Here is a 16,531-nt window from a genome sequence, read left to right as displayed (position 1 = left end):
AAAAAGTGAGACATAATGAGTAATTTCGCATTTGGAACTTATAGGATAAGTGATTATAACCCACAACATATACAAGCACTAAGAGATGCCATAAGCTCTGGTATCCGTATGATAGACACATCATCTAACTATATGGACGGCGGAGCCCAGCGTGCTATAGCACTAGCTTTTAGTAGCTTTGATGAGAGCGTAAAAGATACAGTTGAGATAGTTAGCAAAGTTGGCTATATTCAAGGCTCAAATATGGACAGACATAAAGAGGAGCCATTTGAAGAAGTAGTAGAGTTTTCGCCTGATTGTTTTCACTCTATTAGTGCTTCATTTATAAAAGACCAGCTTACAGAGTCTCTAAAGAGATTAGAGATGCAAAGAATTGATTGTTATCTTCTACACAACCCTGAGTACTACTTGCTAGATGCTATAAACAGAGGTATTGCTAAAGATGAGATGCAGAGTGAGATGTATGGAAGAATATATAGAGCCTTTGTGGCCTTAGAACAAGAAGTAAAAGATGGAAGAATTTTAAGTTATGGAATAAGCTCTAACAGTTTTTCTAAAAATTCATCTAGTGCTGAATTTTTACCCTATGAAGATTTAATTACGTTAGCAGATAGAGCTTCAGAAGAGGTCTCAAATGAGACTCATAGCTTCAAAACAGTGCAACTTCCTATAAACATATTAGAGCAAGAGGGTCTAAAGTGTGCTAAGTGGGCAAAAGAAAACGGACTAAGGGTTTTAGCAAATAGACCTTTAAATGCCGAGTTTGAGGGCAAAATGTATAGACTTGCTGATTATGATGAGTCAAGAGAATATTATCATCATTTAAATGAACTTTTGGATATCTGTGATAATGAACAACTAAAACCACTATATAATCTCTTTGAAGAGTTAGATGCCTCAAAGCATAAGTTTGGCTGGATAGGGGATTGGGATGCATTTTTCTTTGCCGAGATCATACCACATATGAGAACATCACTGCAGAGCTTGGATGAAGAGAGCAGAGAGCTACTTGTAAACTCTATAGATATGTTTTTTGTAGAGTACAAAAAGATGGTTTTACATGAGTGTTCTATAAATACAAGAAAAGCTCTAAAAGAAATTTTTAAAAATGACGATGTTAGCATGCAAGATGTGGCTTTAAAATTTTTAATGGCACAAGAGAGTATCGACTATATATTAGTTGGTATGAGAAAACCAAGCTACATTTTGGAAATTTTAACACTTAAAGATTAAAACCTTCATGCTAATTTAAATCTTTATGACTTGTTAAGCAATTTTGTCATACTTTATGATACAAACTGAGGAAATAAATTAAAGGAAAAGAGATGATTCCATTTACGGATGAAGAGTTGATCAATCCAGTAAAAGCTGCCATAGATAAAATCCGTCCATCATTAGCACTAGATGGAGGTGATATAGATTTTATAACAGTTAAAAATGCAAAGGTATATGTCCAATTAAAGGGTGCTTGTATTGGCTGCGCTAGTAGTAGTAGTACGCTAAAGTATGGAGTAGAGAGACAACTCAAGATGGATATACATCCAGAGCTTACGATTATAAATGTACCAGTTGGTATGGAAGATAATTTAGAAAATCTTTAAAAAAGAGAAGAGAATGAACGGTATTTCTAAACACAAAACATTATCACAAGCTAAAGAGTACTTTAGCAAATCAGACTACAAAACAGCATTGGAGAAGTTTGCAAGAGTTTTGCAAGAGTTTCCAAACTCAAAAGAGGCATATAATGGTGTGATATTATCTGAGATGGCTTTGAGTGGAGAGGGTGGTGCAGAGGCTCTTTTTGACTACTATGAAGTGCTAAAAGATGAAGACAAAGAGTCAGCTGACAAAATCATGAGCGATATTTTGCAAACTATGGATGATGCAGTTGATAGAGTTGGTGAGATTTTTGCAAAACCTCTAAAAGATAGACTTGAGTATGAAGATGGCATTCTTTATGAAGACTTTAAAGCCATACTAGACAGAGGTGCTGGTTTTAAAGAGACGTTTGAAAATATCATGTTTTCAACTCGTGTTATTATTACTCAAAAAGAAGATTTTGTCGATTTTTTAGATAAGTTGATAGAAAATGATTTTGAAGAGATGGCTCTGTCATACTTGGAAAATGCACTTAGTATTTATCCTAGTGATAAACTACTTAGAAAACTTCTAAAAAAATTAGCAAAGAGCAAAAAAAGTGAGGATTGAACTTCCTGAACGAGCTTACAAATATGTAAGTGAGAACTCACTAGAGTGTGATGGACAGACTGCTTTTGTATTAACTTGGCAAAACAAAAAATATCTCGAAGATGCAAAACAAAGAGGTGCTCACTCCATCATAAACGCCAAAGATATAGCTCCTCTTTTTGGTGTAGATGAGATAAAAATAGTAGGTATTACGGGCACAAACGGTAAGACTACAACAGCGAGTGCTATCTACTCTTTTTTGCTGGATTTGGGCTATAAAGTTGCTATGCAGGGCACTCGTGGCTTTTTTATGAACGATGAAGTAATAGAGGGAAAATCCCTTACAACGCCAAGTGTGTTAAACACTTACAGGCATATATATCAAGCAGTAGAAGCTGGATGTGAATTTTTTATTATGGAAGTTAGCTCACACGCTATTGCACAAAAGCGTATAGAGGGATTGAAGTTTGAGCTTAAAATTCTTACAAATATCACTCAAGACCACTTAGACTATCATAAGACGATAGGCGAATATATAGCTACAAAAAATAGTTTTTTTGCAGATGAGGGCAGAAAACTTATAAACAAAGATGAGCCAAAAGCCTCATTTAATATCAAAAATACTTTTACTTATGGCATAGAACATAACGCATCTTACAAGCTGATGGCTTACTCACTAAACAACGCATCAAGCGGGATCATTCAGCATTTTAAAGAGGTTGTTCCTTTTACTTCATCGCTTCATGGCTTTTTCAATCTTTACAACTTAATGGCAGCTATTGGTGCGGTTGATTTACTAGTTACTGATGGCTTAGAGAAAATTGTAGAAGTTGTTGAGGGCTTTGCAGGGGTCAGTGGTAGAATGGAGCAGGTGAGCGAGGAGCCAAATGTTATAGTTGACTTTGCACACACTCCTGATGGAATACAGCAAGTTTTAAATGCACTAAAAGAGAAAGAGCTTTTAGTTGTTTTTGGAGCTGGCGGAGATAGAGATAAAAGCAAAAGAGCTTTAATGGGTAGAGTGGCTGCAAGCTTAGCAAAAAAAGTCTATATAACAAGTGATAATCCAAGAAGTGAAGATCCACAATCCATAGTAGATGACATACTCAAAGGTATCGAAGATAAGAGCATAGTAAGTGTTGAGCTAAATAGAAAAAAGGCCATAGAAGCTGCAATAAGTGAGCAAAAAGCTGACGAAGTAGTAGTCATTTTAGGTAAAGGTGATGAGACCTACCAAATTATCTATGATGAGAAATTTCCTTTTGATGATAGAGAGGTTGTGAGAGAGATTTTAAAGGGTAAAAAGCTCTCTTAAGGTTTTTTTAGGCAAGGTTCCTCTCTCGTTCTACCTCTCCTGAGGTGGAATGACATAACAGCATCAACGTGTATATATACATCACGCTTCAAGAGAAATGTGATAAGATAGATTTAAAATCTCGCTTCTTTAAAAGTTGTGTAACTTTAAAGTACTTATGGCTCTCTTTACTTTTTGTTCGCAAAAAGTAAACAAAAACTCTTGCAACGCCTACCGAGCCTCACTTCGTGAGGTTCCCAAAATATAGAAAACAAATCCCTAAAAATCCAAAACTCAGCTTCGCTTCAAACAGTTGGATTTTCTTTACGGTATTTCTTCGCTATATTTTGGCTCTGCAGATGTTGCAACTGACGCATAAGCTTTTTAAGTGTTCTCTTGCTCCCATGCTCTGCGTGGGAGTGTGTATAAATTCTAAGCTCAGATATATACGAGTTCCCACGCAGAGCATGGGAACTAGCTGGATTCCGTGTCAAGCACGGAATGACGAGACACGCGTCATCCTGAACTTGATTCAGGATCTAGCTTAGTAATTGTTCAGTGCACTCAATTATAAACTCAGATACATATGAGTTCCCACGCAGAGCGTGGGAACTAGCTGAAAAATGCAACTCGTGACAAGGTTTTTGCTTACTTTTTTAAAAAAGTAAGATAGGAAACTTAAAATTAATTTTTGAAGCATATAGAGCTTTTAGAATCTACTCTTTAGCTTTAATGGCTTAGAAGCAGAATCTCATTTGATTAATTTATCGCTAAAGATAGCATTTACACCCATAAAAAAAAGTTCTTTAGCTCTCTTTTCATCATTTATAGTGTAAACATTTACAAAAATATCGCTCTCTCTTAAACTCTTTACAGTCTTGGCATCTGCTAACTCATCGCTTATATTGTAAGCCTTTGCATCTAAAGCTACAAGATACTCTATAGGGTTTTTAGGAAGTGCATCTTCTACTAAAATTGCAGTTGAGATATTTGGTTGCATCTCTTTTATTATTGCTAAATACTCATGTCTAAAAGAGGAAAGAAGAATTTCTTCTTGCATCTCAAAGCTCTCAATTAAGCTCAAAACTATGAAGACAAATTCCGCATCAGAGCAAAATTCGCTTGTATCTTTTAGCTCTATATTTAGTGGCATCTTATGTTTTTTTGAAAACCCTAGAGCAGTTTTAAGATCTAGCATCGGCTCATAGATGCCATCAAACCAACTTCCATAATCAAGCTTAGATAACTCTTTGTAGCTTAGTTCGTATACCTTAAAATCTTTGTCTATATTTGTAGTTCTTCTTAGCGTTTGATCATGAAAGATAACTGCTTTTTTATCACGGCTCAGTTGTACATCTATCTCTATAAAGTCACAACGACCTACACTGAACTCTAAAGCCTTTAGAGTGTTTTCAGGGTTGAAGTGACTAAAGCCTCTATGGGCTGCTATAAGAGAGGGAGACTTAAAGAGTTTTAAAAATCTCATAGATTTTTTTCTATAGAGGCTCTTACAAGTTCTGTAAGTTCATCATAGCTCATATCTTGTGGATATATTGGCTCTAAATAGTGCAGTTTTATCTTTTTAGGTCTTGGAAATAGCTTCCCACTTGGAAGTGCTTCAAAACTTCCATCAATGATAACTGGAACGATAGGAATATTATGTATAGATGAAAGCATCGCAAAAAAAGGCCTAAACTCTAAGAGTTTTCTGTCTCTTGTTCTTGCACCTTCAGGAAAGATAACTAGGTTTTTGCCCATCTTAAGTGGAGTTGCAGTTCTTTGCATTGTATCTTTTAAGTCTATGTTTGCATCTATAAGAATTGTCTGACCATGTGTAGCTATAGGATAAAGAAGTTTTGTTCCAAAGACTTGTGTAAAGGCTAAAAAGAAAGTGTTTTTGAGTATAGAGTAGGGAAGGGTAGATTCAATTAAAAAACCATCTAACATACTTTGATGAGTTGGAGCTATGATGCAAGATGTTTTTGGGATATTCTTGCGGCCTTTTACTTCAAGCCTAAAGTAGAGCCTAAAAAGTGGATAGAGGAGTGTTTTGTATATGAACATTATAATGGGTGAGAAGATTAATGTGTCATCTTTTTTTTGATCTAAAATATCTCTCCATTGAACACGAGATGGTTTTACAAAAGTTTTGTGTGTCTTTATGTAGTTATACAAATCTTTAAAAACCATAATATTAGAGAAGATTTTTTCATCTATAACAACGCCATAGCTTAGCTCTAAAAAAACAAACAGCTCTACATAATCAAGTGAGTCTAGACCTAAATCAAGTTCCAGATGAGAGTTAAGGGTGGCTTCTTTTTGAGATATCTTGTAAAGAAAAGATTTCAGACTTTTATATATTTCATCATTGGGCTCATTCTCTTTATCTTCTAACTTGTTTTGTGGATCTTTTAAAATTTTATAACCTAAAATTTTTTGGGACTTCTTTGCTTGTAGATTATAAAGCTCAACTCCATACCAGCGAATTTCACTCTCTATATTTATGATATTTGCAGCTTTTAGAGTTTCAAAGTTTGGTACAATATTAGCAAAGAGTTTGCCATCTTTTTTTTCTATATAAATCTCTTTGATGTATGGACAAAGAGAGAGAACTTTTTGCTCAATATTTTTAAAACCCATCTTAAAGTCTCGTATTAGGGTAACTTTTGCTTAAGCTCATATACACTCTATCATCGACAAAAAATAGTATTTTATTCAAGTTATTAACCTTTTTTTTGTTTTTTAAGTAGAAGTCTCAATTATAGCCAAAAAGTTACCATCAAGCTTAAAAAAACAAACTTATTTTGTGCTATGATATTTTATAGCTATATTTTTGTTATAATCTCGTCAAAAATTTAAGGATATTATTTATGGGAATTCCTCAACCAGCATTTTATATGTTTAAGTGTGAGCAATCAGCTCCACCAGGTATGCCAAAACCATCATGTGTAACGCCAGAGACTCAAGATCTGTTTCAGCACTTAGCACAAAAGCTTATGAAAGAGGGGATTATGGGAACTGTTCAGCCTATTCGTACTTCATGTTTGAATCGCTGTTCATCAGGTCCTGTAATGCTTGTTGAACCTGGACATATAATGTATGCGGGGCTTAATAAAGAAAAAATAGATAGAATAGTTGATGAGCATATTATCGGCGGAAACGTAGTAAAAGAGTATGTGATAGACAAAGAACAGTGGGATGAGCCAATAACTCCAGCTGAGATGAAAAAACAGATGGGAATGTAGGAAGATTTATGACTATAGATATGTTGTACAGCAAGATTCACCGTGCTACTGTTACAGATGCTAACTTAAACTATGTTGGCTCTATTACTATAGATGAGGAGCTCTTAGAGGCTTCAAAAATGAGGGTTGGACAAAAAGTTGAGATTTTAAATGTCAACAACGGTGAGCGATTTTCTACATATATTATCTTAGGTGAGCGAGGTAAAAAAGACATCTGTTTAAATGGTGCAGCTGCTAGAAAAGTCCATAAAGGTGATAAGATTATTATCGTTGCTTATGCGACTTATAGTGAAGATGAGCTAGAGAACTACAAGCCAAAAGTTGTTATCTTAGATGATGATAATAACATTGACTATATAGCTGAAAGTATATAAAAATAGAGTGAGATGATATAGTGTTTAGCAAAATGGGCGATATGAGCAAAATACTTGAGGGTATGCAAGAGAATGCTGCAAAACTTCAAGCTGAGTTAGAATCTAAAACTTTTAGTGTAAAGAGTGGCGGTGGAATGGTTGAGCTTAGCGTTAATGGTAAAGGAGAGGTTATTGATTTAATCATTGATGACTCTCTTATGGATGACAAAGACTCACTACAGATTCTCATTATTGGTGCAATTAACGATGCAAACAAAATGGTTTTACAAAACCAACAAAATAGTGCTTTAGGAATGTTAGGTTCGATGGGTGGAATGAACCCTTTTGGAGCAAAATAGATGCTAAGGCTAGCTTTTGCTCTTAGCCTTCTTTTTTTAAACCTCTTCGCCTGCGAAGGCGGTTACGACTCGTGTAAACTCAAAATCACTCACTCAAATGCCATTAAAAACTCTACACTTAACATCTCAGTACCAAACAGCAAAAGACTCATCTATTCCAACCATCAACCAAATGCAAAGGTACTAAAACACGATATTTTTTTAAATCTCTATCTTATAAAATCAAAAGATAATTTTAAACATCCTTTTACAATAAACAATCATCTCGCGCTTGGAGTTGCCTCTGTAGATGCAAAGAGTGCAATCGAGGGAAAGATATTAAAACGACAAAGTGGTTTAAATAACTTTGCGAGATTTAGTGAAAAAACAAAAACCCCAGCTCTACTTTTAAATAGCTGCTGTAATTTAGAAGGAATAGTGACAGATAGAGGAATCATAGAAAAAGTCTATCTTGAGAGATTTTTAAGCTCAAGTTCTAGTGACTATGGTGATGTTGGCATTAGAGTTGATGATACAAATAAAAAAGTCACAATACAAAGAGTAGATCCTTTTTATAAAAACAACCCTTTTAAAGTGGGTGATATAGTAGTGAGCCTAGATGGCAAAAAAGTCTATAACTCAGCTACTCTTATGCGTCAAATATTGTTCTCAAAAATATCTACATTTAAGAGCATAAAGATAAAAAGAGGCACAAAATATTATACCTTTAAAGTAAGAGTAAACAAAAGATATGGCGGCGGATATCTAAGTGATACTTTTTTAGAGCAAAAAGGAATATACTTCTCGCCAAATCTTTGTATCACACAAATCAGAGATGATTTTGATGGTTATGGACTAAAAGTTGGTGATAGACTCATCCAGGTTAATGGTAAGAAAGTAAGCACAACTACAGATATAGCTACTCACTTAAATGATTTTAACTACGCCGCTTCCTTGCTTTTTTTAAGAGATGGTTTTGAGTTTTTTGTAAATATAAAAGGCGAGATAGAGAAAAAGAGTATTTGGGAAGTGGTCAATTGCAATGCCAATTAATCCCCATTTAACAAGAGTCCATATATAATTTTACATGCAAAATTTTGAAGCCTTTTTACTAGAGAATTTACCAACATCAAAGAGTATCCATCCAACATATGAAAAAGCCCTGCAGCAGATGCTTAAAGCTGGTGGTAAACGCTTTAGACCTGCACTTCTTTTAGGAGTTGTAAAAGCTTACAATCCTTTAATGAGTGCTGGTGCAAGATATGCGGCATATGCAGTTGAACTGCTTCATACCTACTCACTTATTCATGATGATTTGCCTGCTATGGATAACTCGCCGCTTCGTCGTGGAGAACCAACCCTGCATGTTTTGTATGATGAGGTAACAGCCATACTTGTGGGAGATGCATTAAATACTTACTCTTTTGAGGTTTTAGCAAATGCACCGTTTAGTGATTACACAAGAGTAAAATTAATAGACGAGCTTGCAAAAAATGGCGGACTAAACGGAATGGTTTTAGGTCAAGCAATGGACTGTTACTTTGAAAACAGACCGCTTGGCATTGAAGATATAAAAACTCTTCACACAAACAAAACAGCAAAACTCATAGCCGCTTCACTTAAGATGGGAGCTATCATAGTTGGTCGCGAAGAGTTAGCAGAGTCGCTTTATGTATTTGGTATCAAGTTGGGACTCCTTTTTCAAATCCAAGATGATATATTAGATGTAACACAGAGCTCACAAGAGGCTGGGAAGCTAACAAATAATGACGGGGATAAAAATAGTTTTGTAACTATTTTAGGACTAGTTGAGTCTATAAAAGAAGCAGATGCACTAGCCTTAGAGCTTAGTGATGAGCTTGAGAGTTTTGATGAGAATCTGCACTATGAACTCTCACCTCTACTTACAAGATATATAAATAGACACAAGAATAGTTCTGACACTTAAAAAATGTCAAGCAAAGCGGAGGAAGTTGTTCCTTTGCAAGGCTAAGAAGTGAATGTTAATTTCATTTATGAAACAAAATTAAGGAAGAAAAGACAATGAGTAATAAGATGCGTCAAAAGATGGCAGACAGTATAAGGTTTTTAGCAACGGACATGGTTCAACGTGCCAATTCAGGACACCCCGGTGCGCCTATGGGTCTTGCTGATATTGCAGTGGTTTTAAGTGAACATTTAAATCACAACCCAAAAAATCCAGAGTGGCTAAATCGTGATAGATTGGTGTTTTCAGGTGGTCACGCTACAGGGCTTATATATTCTCTGTACTATCTTTGGGGATATGGACTCGAAGTTGAGGACTTGAAAAACTTCCGTCAACTAGACTCTAAAACACCGGGGCATCCAGAATTTGGACATACTAAAGGCATAGAGATTACTACAGGACCTTTGGGTCAAGGTATCGCTAATGCTGTTGGCTTTTCCATGGCATCAAAATTTTTAGGTGAACAATTAAACTCAGACACAGCAAAAGTGATAGACCATAATGTTTACTGCTTATGTGGTGATGGGGATTTAGAAGAGGGTATCTCTTATGAGGCTTGTTCTATCGCTGGACACAACAAACTTGATAACTTAATCCTTATATATGATTCAAACCGTATTACTATTGAGGGTTCTACTGATTTAAGCATTTCAGAAAATATTCGCGGAAGATTTGAGTCTCAAAACTGGGACGTACAAGAGTGTGATGGTCATAATTTTGATGAGATAAATCTTGCGTTGTCTCGAGCAAAAACTAATATAAAACCGACTATCATCATAGCAAATACTGTTATTGCCAAGGGAGCTGGAATATTAGAGGGTTCGCATAACTCTCATGGTGCACCACTAGGCGATGAAGTTATAGCTAAAGCAAAAGAAGATGCTGGATTTGATCCAACTAAAAAGTTTTTTGTAGAAGAAGATGTGATGGCTAGATTTAGATGTGCTATAGAAAAAGGAGATTTGCTTGAGAGAGAGTGGCTTCATAGTTTAAAAACTCTTCCTCTGATGGAGCAAAACGAAGCGTTAGAAGTTTTTTTAAATCCTGACTTCTCACGCATAGAGTATCCAACTTTTGACAAAGCAGATGCTACTCGTAACACAAATGGAAAAATCATGAACGCTATTGCTAAAGCTCTTCCAAACTTTTTGGGAGGCTCAGCAGATTTGAGCCCATCAAACAAAACAAACCTAAATGATATGGGAGTCTTTCCAAAAGGTAGAAATATCTACTTTGGTATCCGTGAGCATGCTATGGCTTCCATCGTAAATGCAATGGCTCTTTATGGTCCACTTATCCCATTTTCAGCTACATTTTTTGTCTTTTCAGACTACCTAAAGCCAGCTGCAAGACTAGCTGCACTAAGTGGCATACAGCACTTTTTTATCTGGACACATGACAGCATCGGAGTTGGCGAAGATGGTCCAACTCACCAACCAATAGAACACCTCTCACAATTTCGCGCACTTCCAAACTTCTATGTTTGGCGTCCAGCTGATGGAGTTGAGAATGTCCAAGCGTGGAGAGTGGCGTTAGAGATGAAAAACTCACCATCAGCCTTTGTTTGTTCTCGCCAAAATCTCTCTGTACTTCCAAGAGCAGTTACTGGCTCTGCTCGTCGTGGAGGCTACATGATCTCAAGCGATGAAGATCCAAGCATCACGCTTATGGCAAGTGGAAGTGAAGTAGAACTTGCTCTTAAGGTAAAAGCAAAGTTAAAATCTATAGGCGTAAAAGTAAATGTTGCCTCTATCCCTTGTTATGATCTCTTCATTGAGCAAAGTGAGTCGTATATAGACTCTATCATAAAGCCTCTCACAAGAAAGATAGCTATAGAAGCTGCTCGCGGCTTAGAGTGGTATAGACTTGCTGATGAGGTTATTGGGATGGATAGTTTTGGTGCATCTGCTCCAGCTGAGAAACTATTTGAGAAGTTTGGTTTTTCAGTAGATGCTATTTTAGAAAAAATAAACTAAAATATTTATACACCTTTTGGTGTATAAACTTCTAATATGGTGGGCGCGTTAAAATGCGACTATCCACATATCCACGCCCTACGGTAAAGTTGTATAAAACCTCAAAGCGATTGCTTATAAGACCTAGCAGTTTATGAATTTCATCATCTAAAAAACATCCGATTCCAGTTCCAGAGAGTCCCATAGAGGTGGCTTCTAGATATAGTTGCTGTCCTATAGCTCCACACTCCCAGTAAAGCTCTTTATATCTATGTGCTCCATAAGTTTGTAGCTCATTTGTAAAGTTGCACAACATACAAAGGCTAAAAGCGCCATCACTTGCAATATTTTGAGAGCAGCTGATGGCTTTTGAGATAGAGGTAAAATCTCCCAACTTAAGGATATACAGATGTCCAAACTCTGTATGACTCCAGTGAAACTTGGTATCTAGCTCTCTTTGTAAATCTTCTTTGACTTTAGGATTTCTCACGAGTATATATAGCCCACTATCATAGTTTTCTACTCGATGTACAAAAATAACCAAATGTGCTGAGTTCTCTTTTGCATCTTGTGAGCCAAGTATAGATCTTAGTAAAGTGTGAAACTGCTCCTTTGTTATGCTTGAGCTATCCATCATATGAACACTTCGTCTATTTAGCACTACATCTTTTGACTCTTTGCTTGGAGTTCTTGTTATCTGACTACTTAGAACTTTTGGTCGTGCTATCTGTGCCTCTGATGTCGCCTTCTCAACGCTTGGGATAATCTCCCACTCTTGCATCGAAGGACTTAGCTTGTTTGCTATGCCATCAAATTTTAGAGGAAGACTCTCTATTAGTAAATCTATAGATAAGTTTGAGTTTATATCCTCAGGTGAGATAACAAGGAGCATATCAGGAAGCTCATCTTCAAAAAATCTCTCCTTTTGAGATAAGCCTAAAAGAGTTGAAATATCAGCATCGCTTACACTATCTAGTCTTGTAACTCTGTATCCAAGCATCTTTGCAGATACTACAAAAGTCTGCCAAGCGTGTCCAGCGTCTAGCTGGGTATAGCGAAATGCTCTCTCTCCATACTTCCAAACCTCGCGCCATGAGATGCTAGAGAGTCCTACTATAAAACTGTTTTTTGGAAGCTTATTCCAAAAGCTAGATTCAAAACTTGCAAGCATCTCTAGTGCATGCTCTTTTGGGGAGTAGTGAAAAACATTACTTTTACCATCTTGTTCACTCATAATAGGAGGAAGAACAAGATAGGCTTCTGTTGGGTGCAAGTTCCCACTAGAGGCATTACATCTAACAGCCCAAGAACTTCCACCCGATTCTTTATAAGCGGCAATGCCCATAGAAAACTGCAAAAGCCCAGATATAGACTCTTTTAGAAGTGGAGCTGATGGCAAGTCAGTATCAAGTAGATGATAGGGTGGAGTAGAGTTATCTAATGCTAGAGGAAGTTTTAAAGTTTTCGCACCCTTGTATCTTCTAAATGGGTCTGGTTGAGTAGCCCAATCCATAAAGCCAAGTGAACGAGCATATCTATGTTTGAAATGTTTTGTTCTCTCGTGGTAGTCATGAACTATCTGTAGTGATTTATTCATGTGAGTAGTTTAATAGAGTATCCTTAAATCGCACTACAAAAAAAAAGTCTATATTTTTTATAAAAGAAGATGTGAAGTTTAATTATTGGATTCGTAAACTTGTACATAAGGGTTTAAAAAAAAGAGACTTAGAGATACTCTAAGATCCTAACAGCCACAAAGATAACTCCTAAAAACACAAAGGAAGAGATAAAGACCAAAGCAGTCACAACTCTTGGGCTACAATCATAAAGAGAGGCAAGATTTACATTTGCCACAGCTAGGGGCATCATTAGCTCTATAAATATGACACCTTTTATCATAGAATCAAGCTCTATATTTATTAAAATTGCAAAAGCTATGGCTGGAAGTATCAAAAACTTTAGACTCAAAACCCAAATCACAAGTCTTTTACTAATCTCTTGAATCTTTGTCCCATAGAGATAGATACCAAACAAAAAGAGTTGCATGGTGATGGAGGCATAGGCTCCCATCATAAGTGTGTTTAAGACTACGCCTGATGGCTTATACTCTAAAAAGCTAAGCGTGATGGCTATAAGCGCTGCCCAAAGTATTGGGAGTTTTAGGATATTTTTTAAAGATGTTTTTGTGTCAAAATTGCCTCTTGAGTAGTAAAAAACGCCAACACTATAAACTACAAAAAGGTTCATAAGGTTTACTATAGTTGTGTAAGGAATGGACTCCTCACCAAAGATGGCAATATTTATGGGGATGCCAAGGTTTCCAGTATTTCCTATAAGGGCGATAACTGAGGCGATACTATACTCTTTTGGCGAGGTAAAGAGTTTTCTTGCAACTAAGGCTGAAAATATTAGCACCACAAGGACTATGCCTATATAGACGCCAGAGGCATAAAAGAGTGTGATATCTATGGGACGAACAAGAAGACCCCAAAAGGTGAGAAAAACTTGTAAGAAATAAACACTTATGATGGTAATGGTTTTATCATCAATACGCTCTTTAAAGCTCATCTTTGCAATGAAACCTAAAAAGATAAAGATGTATATGCCAAAAATTGAAAATATTATTGAACTCATAAGAAGATTATATCTGTTATAATTTCGCCATGCAAACATTAGAAAATATAAAAAAAACCATTGAAAAAAACCAAGCCGTTTTAGTCTACTTTTCGGCTCCCTCGTGTGGTGTCTGTCACGCACTAAAACCAAAACTTCTCGAAGCTCTTGATGCTAACTTTGAAGATTTTGAAGTTATGAGTGTTGATATATCAGAAAATGAAGATATAGCGCCTCATTTTGGAGTCTTTAGTATTCCTACAATCTTAGTTTTTTTAGACTCAAAAGAGTTTTTAAGAAAGTCAAGAAATATGAGCGTAGATGAAGTTATACGAGAGATAAAAAGGCCATATGAGATAATGAAGTCTTGAGTAAAAGCATCTTAATAACGGGTTGTTCTAGCGGAATAGGTTACGATACAGCTCACTTCTTACATAAACATGGTTACAGAGTCTATGCAACCACAAGGGATGCAAAAGATGTGGCAAGATTAAGAGCTGAGGGATTAGATGCTTATGTGCTTGATGTAAGAGATGCCCAAAATATAAAAGAGGTCTTAGATATCATCACAAGAGAGGGAGAACTCTACGCACTCTTTAACAATGCTGGCTTTGGACAACCTGGAGCACTAGAGGATATTACAACAGACGTTTTAAAAGAGCAGTTTGAGACTAACTTTTTTGGACTTCATGAACTGACATATCAAACCCTTAAAATCATGCGCAGCCAAGGATATGGGCGGATTTTGCAACACTCCTCAGTTTTAGGCATCATCTCACTTCGTTTTCGCGGAGCTTATAACGCTTCAAAATACGCTATAGAAGGACTTTGTGATACGCTTCGTTTAGAACTCATGGATACAAATATATATATCTGCACTATAAACACAGGACCAATCCGCTCTGACTTTAGAAAAAATGCAATTATTAACTTTAAAAAAAATGTAGTTTCAGAGGGTAGTGTTTTTGAAAAAGAGTACAAAGAACAACTCCTTAGCGTAAAAGAGAAAGATAGTGATTTATTTACAAAAAATTCAGATGTTGTTATAAAAAATGTACTTCACGCACTAGAGTCAAAAAACCCAAAACCTAGATACTACAATACCTTAGCTACGCATCTATTAGCTGGATTTAAAAGAATTTTGCCTACAACTCTACTTGATAGGCTTTTAAGAAAGATTTAAAATCTAAGTCACAATTCAAATCAATGTTGCTACAATCTACAAACTAAAATTATAAGGAATATTTATGAAACGACTAAAGATATTTATCTTATCTCTCTTTATTGCTTGTGGTGTGAATGCGGATATTGTTAAAAATTCTACAAATACTATCAAAGATACAAAAACAAACTATTTGTGGGAGGATACAAAAGAAGCATCAACAACCAAAAGAACATTTGATGATGCGGTTAATTATTGCAAAAATTTAGAACTAGATGGACATAAATCTTGGGAACTACCCGGTTTTGTTGAACTCTTTTCCATTGTAGATACAAAAGTATACAATCCCACCATCTCGGAGAATTTCAAATATGTTGTATCTGAGAACTACTGGTCAGCTAAGACATTTGGACATGCCACAACTAAAGAGGCATTTGTAGTGAACTTTTTATCTGGTGCATTTAATAGAGAAAAAATGGATAAAACATTTTATGTAAGATGCTATAAAAAGGGTAGCTAATTTAAGTTAGCTACCCTTAGCTCATAAAAGCTATAAGAGATGCTGTTATTGCAACATTTAATGACTCAACGCCTCTTTGCATCGGAATGCTTATGGCCTTATTGCAAAGCTTTATAACCTCAGGACTTACTCCCTCACTCTCATTTCCTAAAACAAAGATGGATTTTTTGCTTGGAGTTATGTCGTAGATGCTTCTCTTTGCATGAGAAGATAGAGCGTAAATATCTGCATCACTTTGGTTTTGTAAAACATCTTCTAGGTTATCGCAGTAGTAGATGGGGAGTTTAAAGAGTGTTCCTGCACTCGCTTTTATAACTAGCGGGGAGATTTTTGCTGAGTTTTTCTTAGGAAGTATAATGCCATCAAGGGTTGAAGCTGCACATGAGCGGATAATCATTCCTAGGTTTTGTGGATTGTGAATGCCATCTAGTGCGATGAGCCTGAAACTTGGCATCTCTTTTATCTCTGATGCACTTCTGTAGCTCTTTGAGATGATATCTATTGCCACACCTTGGTCTTGTTTTGCATTTTTACTTATGCGGCTTAGTGTATTTTTCTCATGATAAGTTACCTCTATATCTCTTTTTTTTGCTAATGCTAAGATCTCTTTTATAGCTCCATCCGTTTTGTTGCTTGTTGAGAGATGGAGTTTGTGAACTTCAATGCTTGAGTCTTGAAGAGCTTCAACTACAACATTTCTGCCATAGAGCGTGATGATCTTTTCAAAGTAGTTCTTTTTATCTCTGTACTCTTGTGAATCTTGCAAACAGTCTTCCTTTTATTTAACTTTACATAAACTTATTTTGTAGCTTTTAGGTATGCTAACCAATGGCACATACTCTATGCTAAGGGAGTTGTAATGATGGTATGCTTTACA

Annotated in this window: 18 protein-coding genes; 13 read left to right on the top strand and 5 right to left on the bottom strand. The window is 36.0% G+C overall.

Going from position 1 to position 16,531, the window contains the following annotated elements; translation table 11 throughout:
- The first annotated feature begins 15 nt into the window (after positions 1 to 15).
- From M947_RS18990 to M947_RS18975, 4 genes are all read left to right on the top strand, one after another.
- Complete coding sequence (locus M947_RS18990; protein ID WP_021287699.1) at positions 16 to 1,233, top strand: aldo/keto reductase; 1,218 nt, start codon at positions 16 to 18, stop codon at positions 1,231 to 1,233.
- A gap of 92 nt (positions 1,234 to 1,325) precedes the next feature.
- Positions 1,326 to 1,601 (top strand): NifU family protein, encoded by a 276-nt coding sequence (locus M947_RS18985; RefSeq protein ID WP_021287698.1) that lies wholly within the window; start codon positions 1,326 to 1,328, stop codon positions 1,599 to 1,601.
- Between the two features lie 13 nt (positions 1,602 to 1,614).
- Positions 1,615 to 2,208, top strand: a complete 594-nt coding sequence (locus M947_RS18980; RefSeq protein ID WP_021287697.1) for a hypothetical protein — start codon at positions 1,615 to 1,617, stop codon at positions 2,206 to 2,208.
- Entirely contained in the window at positions 2,198 to 3,502 is a 1,305-nt protein-coding gene (locus M947_RS18975; protein ID WP_021287696.1) for a UDP-N-acetylmuramoyl-L-alanyl-D-glutamate--2,6-diaminopimelate ligase, read from the top strand. Before M947_RS18980 ends, M947_RS18975 begins: the two co-directional genes overlap by 11 nt.
- A gap of 730 nt (positions 3,503 to 4,232) precedes the next feature.
- Here the strand turns inward: M947_RS18975 and M947_RS18970 are convergent.
- Together M947_RS18970 and M947_RS18965 are read right to left on the bottom strand one after the other, a co-directional pair.
- Complete coding sequence (locus M947_RS18970; RefSeq protein WP_021287695.1) at positions 4,233 to 4,967, bottom strand: glycerophosphodiester phosphodiesterase; 735 nt, start codon at positions 4,965 to 4,967, stop codon at positions 4,233 to 4,235.
- Positions 4,964 to 6,121 carry a 1-acyl-sn-glycerol-3-phosphate acyltransferase gene (locus tag M947_RS18965; protein ID WP_021287694.1) on the bottom strand — a complete coding sequence of 386 codons (1,158 nt, stop codon included), beginning with the start codon at positions 6,119 to 6,121 and terminating at the stop codon, positions 4,964 to 4,966. The genes M947_RS18970 and M947_RS18965 overlap by 4 nt, the downstream gene beginning before the upstream one ends.
- 230 nt (positions 6,122 to 6,351) lie before the next feature.
- Between M947_RS18965 and M947_RS18960 the strand changes: the two genes are divergently transcribed.
- From M947_RS18960 to tkt, 6 genes are all read left to right on the top strand, one after another.
- Entirely contained in the window at positions 6,352 to 6,726 is a 375-nt protein-coding gene (locus M947_RS18960; protein ID WP_021287693.1) for a (2Fe-2S) ferredoxin domain-containing protein, read from the top strand.
- Positions 6,727 to 6,734: 8 nt separating this feature from the next.
- A complete protein-coding gene (gene panD, locus M947_RS18955) occupies positions 6,735 to 7,100 on the top strand; it encodes an aspartate 1-decarboxylase (protein WP_021287692.1) in 366 nt (121 codons plus the stop codon).
- Positions 7,101 to 7,132: 32 nt separating this feature from the next.
- Positions 7,133 to 7,438 (top strand): YbaB/EbfC family nucleoid-associated protein, encoded by a 306-nt coding sequence (locus M947_RS18950; RefSeq protein WP_021287691.1) that lies wholly within the window; start codon positions 7,133 to 7,135, stop codon positions 7,436 to 7,438.
- Complete coding sequence (locus M947_RS18945) at positions 7,439 to 8,470, top strand: DUF7488 domain-containing protein (RefSeq protein ID WP_021287690.1); 1,032 nt, start codon at positions 7,439 to 7,441, stop codon at positions 8,468 to 8,470.
- A 34-nt stretch (positions 8,471 to 8,504) separates the two neighbouring features.
- Positions 8,505 to 9,365: a polyprenyl synthetase family protein gene (locus tag M947_RS18940; RefSeq protein WP_021287689.1), complete on the top strand. Its 861-nt coding sequence runs from the start codon at positions 8,505 to 8,507 to the stop codon at positions 9,363 to 9,365.
- Between the two features lie 77 nt (positions 9,366 to 9,442).
- On the top strand, positions 9,443 to 11,380 hold the full coding sequence (gene tkt / locus M947_RS18935; RefSeq protein WP_342664087.1) for a transketolase: 1,938 nt from the start codon (positions 9,443 to 9,445) through the stop codon (positions 11,378 to 11,380).
- A 31-nt stretch (positions 11,381 to 11,411) separates the two neighbouring features.
- On the opposite strand, the gene M947_RS18930 is transcribed toward tkt, so the two are convergent.
- Positions 11,412 to 12,956: a SagB/ThcOx family dehydrogenase gene (locus tag M947_RS18930; RefSeq protein ID WP_021287687.1), complete on the bottom strand. Its 1,545-nt coding sequence runs from the start codon at positions 12,954 to 12,956 to the stop codon at positions 11,412 to 11,414.
- A gap of 128 nt (positions 12,957 to 13,084) precedes the next feature.
- Complete coding sequence (locus tag M947_RS18925; protein WP_021287686.1) at positions 13,085 to 13,993, bottom strand: AEC family transporter; 909 nt, start codon at positions 13,991 to 13,993, stop codon at positions 13,085 to 13,087.
- Positions 13,994 to 14,022: 29 nt separating this feature from the next.
- Between M947_RS18925 and M947_RS18920 the strand changes: the two genes are divergently transcribed.
- The 3 genes from M947_RS18920 to M947_RS18910 all read left to right on the top strand — a co-directional run bounded on the left by M947_RS18920 (position 14,023) and on the right by M947_RS18910 (position 15,654).
- The gene (locus M947_RS18920) at positions 14,023 to 14,343 is read left to right on the top strand and encodes a thioredoxin family protein (protein ID WP_021287685.1); all 321 of its coding nucleotides are present in this window, start codon (positions 14,023 to 14,025) and stop codon (positions 14,341 to 14,343) included.
- Positions 14,340 to 15,155: an SDR family NAD(P)-dependent oxidoreductase gene (locus M947_RS18915; protein WP_021287684.1), complete on the top strand. Its 816-nt coding sequence runs from the start codon at positions 14,340 to 14,342 to the stop codon at positions 15,153 to 15,155. Before M947_RS18920 ends, M947_RS18915 begins: the two co-directional genes overlap by 4 nt.
- A gap of 64 nt (positions 15,156 to 15,219) precedes the next feature.
- Entirely contained in the window at positions 15,220 to 15,654 is a 435-nt protein-coding gene (locus M947_RS18910; protein WP_021287683.1) for an Lcl C-terminal domain-containing protein, read from the top strand.
- 16 nt (positions 15,655 to 15,670) lie between these two features.
- Here the strand turns inward: M947_RS18910 and M947_RS18905 are convergent, their stop codons facing one another.
- A complete protein-coding gene (locus tag M947_RS18905; RefSeq protein ID WP_021287682.1) occupies positions 15,671 to 16,420 on the bottom strand; it encodes a TrmH family RNA methyltransferase in 750 nt (249 codons plus the stop codon).
- Positions 16,421 to 16,531 lie beyond the last annotated feature (111 nt).

Origin of the sequence: Sulfurimonas hongkongensis (assembly GCF_000445475.1) — a bacterium.
GTDB classification, from domain to species: domain Bacteria; phylum Campylobacterota; class Campylobacteria; order Campylobacterales; family Sulfurimonadaceae; genus Sulfurimonas; species Sulfurimonas hongkongensis.
This window is presented reverse-complemented; position numbering and strand designations above follow the sequence as displayed.